This window comes from Melaminivora alkalimesophila (assembly GCF_000282995.1).
In the GTDB taxonomy this organism is placed as follows: Bacteria; Pseudomonadota; Gammaproteobacteria; order Burkholderiales; family Burkholderiaceae_C; genus Melaminivora; species Melaminivora alkalimesophila.
Window position 1 is genome coordinate 1 of the sequence record NZ_ALEE01000275.1, and the last position, 3,676, is coordinate 3,676.

The 3,676-nt window shown below is 70.0% G+C and carries 3 protein-coding genes; 2 read left to right on the plus strand and 1 reads right to left on the minus strand.

Annotated elements, in window-relative coordinates; translation table 11 throughout:
- Nucleotides 1–1,571: long-chain-fatty-acid--CoA ligase (locus A612_RS05115; RefSeq protein ID WP_019373463.1), on the plus strand; the 1,571-nt coding region annotated here is incomplete at its 5' end.
- 104 nt (nt 1,572–1,675) lie between these two features.
- Nucleotides 1,676–2,416: a 5'-methylthioadenosine/adenosylhomocysteine nucleosidase gene (locus tag A612_RS05120; RefSeq protein WP_019373464.1), complete on the plus strand. Its 741-nt coding sequence runs from the start codon at nt 1,676–1,678 to the stop codon at nt 2,414–2,416.
- Nucleotides 2,417–2,440: 24 nt separating this feature from the next.
- Here A612_RS05120 and A612_RS05125 read toward each other — a convergent pair.
- Nucleotides 2,441–3,676: cellulose synthase subunit BcsC-related outer membrane protein (locus A612_RS05125; protein ID WP_173370356.1), on the minus strand; the 1,236-nt coding region annotated here is incomplete at its 5' end.

The window sequence follows — 3,676 nt, forward strand, 5'->3', positions numbered from 1 at the left end:
CCCGCACGGCCTACAGCTTCATGGGCCAGGACATCAGCTACGCCGAGACCGACGAGCAGAGCCGCCAGTTCGCCGCCTACCTGCAGGGTCTGGGCCTTGCGCGCGGCGACCGGGTGGCGATCATGATGCCCAACGTGCCGCAGTACCCGGTGGCGGTGGCGGCCATCCTGCGCGCGGGCTTCGTGGTGGTGAACGTGAACCCGCTCTACACGCCGCGCGAGCTGGAGCACCAGCTCAAGGACTCGGGCGCCCGGGCGATCGTCATCATCGAGAACTTCGCCGCGACGCTGCAGGCCTGCATCGCGCGCACGCAGGTGCAGCACGTGGTGCTGTGCGCCATGGGCGACCGCCTGGGCTTCCTCAAGGGGGCGCTGGTGAACTACGTGGTGCGCAACGTCAAGAAGATGGTGCCGCCATATGAGCTGCCGGGCGCCGTGCGCTTCAACGACGCGCTCGCCAAGGGCGCGGGCGCGCCGTTCACGCGGCCGGAGCTCACGCCCGACGACATCGCCCTGCTGCAGTACACGGGCGGCACCACGGGCGTGCCGAAGGGGGCGGTGCTACTGCACCGCAACGTGATCGCCAACGTGCTGCAGTCCGAGGCCTGGAACGCGCCGGTGATGAGCAAGGTGCCGGAGGGCGAGCAGCCCACCGCGGTGTGCGCGCTGCCGCTCTACCACATCTTCGCGTTCACGGTGAACATGATGCTGTCGATGCGCACGGGCGGCAAGACCATCCTGATCCCGAACCCGCGCGACCTGCCGGCGGTGCTCAAGGAGCTGTCCAAGCACAAGTTCCACAGCTTCCCGGCGGTGAACACGCTGTTCAACGGGCTGGCCAACCACCCGGACTTCAACAAGGTGGACTGGAGCAACCTGAAGGTCTCGGTGGGCGGTGGGATGGCGGTGCAAGCGGCCGTGGCCAAGCTGTGGCTGGAGAAGACCGGCTGCCCGATCTGCGAGGGCTACGGCCTGTCGGAGACCAGCCCGTCGGCCAGCTGCAACCCGGTCACCACCAAGGAGTTCTCGGGCACCATCGGCGTGCCGATCCCGAGCACCTGGATGCGCATCCTGGACGACGAGGGCCGTGACATCTCGGCCACCGGCCAGCCGGGCGAGATCGCCATCAAGGGCCCGCAGGTCATGGCCGGCTACTGGCAGCGCCCAGACGAGACGGCCAAGGTCATGACCGAGGACGGCTACTTCAAGAGCGGCGACATCGGCACCATGGACAGCCGCGGCTTCTTCAAGGTGGTGGATCGCAAGAAGGACATGGTGCTGGTGAGCGGCTTCAACGTCTATCCGAACGAGGTCGAGGACGTGGTGGCGACCATGCCGGGGGTGCTGGAGTGCGCCGTGGTGGGCGTGCCGGACGAGAAGACGGGCGAGGCGGTGAAGCTGGTGATCGTCCGGAAGGACCCGCACCTGACCGAGGCCGACGTGAAGGAATTTTGCCGCGCCAACCTGACGGGCTACAAGCAGCCGCGCATCATCGAGTTCCGCGACGAGCTGCCAAAGACGCCGGTGGGCAAGATCCTGCGGCGCGAGCTGCGCGACGCGAAGAAGGGCTGAGCCGCCACGCGTTCACTCCTGTCTGCCCCGGGAACCAGGGGCATTGCACGGGCCGGGATAATCCCGGCTCTTTTTTTGTCCTCTGCACTTTTCCTGCCTCTGCCATGACCACCGCCATCCTGAGCGCGCTGCCCGAAGAACAGGGCAGCCTGGTTTCCGCCCTCGAAGCACCCGAACGCATCGAGCACGCCAGCCGCGTGTTCTGGCGCGGGCGCCTGGAGGGGCACGACGTGGTGCTGGTGCTCAGCGGCATCGGCAAGGTCGCAGCCGCGACCACGGCGAACGCCCTGGCCGAGCGTTTCGGCGCGCGGCGCATGGTCTTCACGGGCGTGGCCGGCGGCGTGGGCGAGGGCGTGCAGGTGGGCGACGTGGTGGTCGCCACCGAGTACCTGCAGCACGACATGGACGCCTCGCCGATCTTCCCGCGCTGGGAGGTGCCGGGCTATGGGGCGGTGCGCATGGGTTGCGACCCGGCGCTGGCGGCGTTGCTGGCCGAGGCGGCGGCGGAGTTCGCGGGACGGGGGCAAGGCGCGGCGGCCGCCCGGCGCGTGCATCGGGGTCTGGTCGCCAGCGGCGACCGCTTCGTCAGCACGGCGGCGGAGTCGCAGCGATTGCGCCGCGAACTGCTGGCGGCCGGGCACGAGGTGCTTGCCGTGGAGATGGAGGGCGCGGCGGTGACCCAGGTCTGCCGCGACCACGGCCTGCCCTTTGCTGCCGTGCGCACCATCTCGGACCGCGCGGACGACAGCGCCCACGTGGATTTTCCGGCCTTCGTGCGCGACGTGGCAGGGCCGTGCGCGGATGCCATCGTGCATGGCTTCCTGCGCAGGCTGCAAGGGCTGTAGGAGGGCGAGGGCCGCGCGCGCCCTTCAGAATGCGTAGGGTGACTTGAGCGGCGCCACCGGCAGGGCCTGGCGCCCTCCGTAGGGCTGGAGCGCATAGCGCATGTACAGGCCGCCGGTGAACTGGCGGTAGTTGCGCGCGTTGTCCAGCGCCAGATGGCTGCCGACGAACAGCTGTGGGTGCAGCTGGTATTCCATCGCCAGCCCGAGGCTGTAGCCCAGGCCGGTCTTGCTCTGGCCGGGATAGATGGCGGTGCTGCTGGTGCCGACTTCGCCGAAGGCGGCCGCATCGCTGGCCGCCTGGGCGGCGGCGGCCTGCCGGGCCCGGTTGGTCGGGAAGTAGGGAGCCGCATCCTCCTTGAAGTACTGCACGCCCAGCGCACCGCGGACCTGGTAGCTCAGGCGGCCGCTGCGCTGCGCCCAATCGAAGGGCACGCTCATGGCCAGGAATTGCTGTGGGCTGAAGTAGCCGCCGTGGCCGTAGGTGAAATAGCGCAGGTTCTTGCGGTAGCCCAGGCCGGTGACGTTCAGGCCGGCGGTGAAGGCCGAATCCGGGGTCTGGTGGACGCGCCAGTACATGCCGCCGCCCAGTTCCACACGGGTGTTCGACTGCACGTTGCGCCCCTGCAGCGCGTGCGCCGCGCCGATCACGTAGGCACCGAAGTCGCCATCGTCCCAGGTCAGATCCAGGCGCGCCCCGTTGGACGAGACGGCGCCCCACTTCTCGCCGGTGCGGGCGTCGCGCGCGCCCGCGAAGGACAGCAGGCTGTCGGTGACCGGGCGGCGCGAGAGCTCGCCCGTCAGGCTGACCTGCTCGGACAGGTCGGCGCGGTAGCGCAGGCCGCCCATCACGTCCACCTGCCGGAAACCCAGCGGCAGCGTGCCCACGTCCACCGCGAGCCGCTCGGTCTCGTAGGCGATGCCGAGCCCGACACCGCCGTCGCTCTGGCTGCCGGGTGAGCGGGTGGGCATGTCCAGCGCGGTGGCGGGGCCGGCGCCGAAGCGGCTCAGCGTTCCATAGGAGGTGTCGGGCGTTCCTGCGCCCACCCCCGTGGGGGTGACGCGCACGGCCATCATCCCGTCGCCGGCGGGGAACTTCAGTTCCACCGGCGCCTGCATGTCGGTCAGGCGGCTCAAGCCAGCCTCGCCCTGACGCGCGCGCCCGACCACACCGACCGACAGCGTGGTCGCACGCCCTTCCTGCAGCTCTGCCAGCTCGTCGAGTGCCGTGCGAGGGCGCGCCCAGCGGCAAGCGCCCCCAGG

Bases quoted from the DNA above. Each gene is read 5' to 3' on its own strand.
- A612_RS05120 (WP_019373464.1), top strand. From the start codon at position 1,676: ATGACCACCGCCATCCTGAGCGCGCTGCCCGAAGAACAGGGCAGCCTG.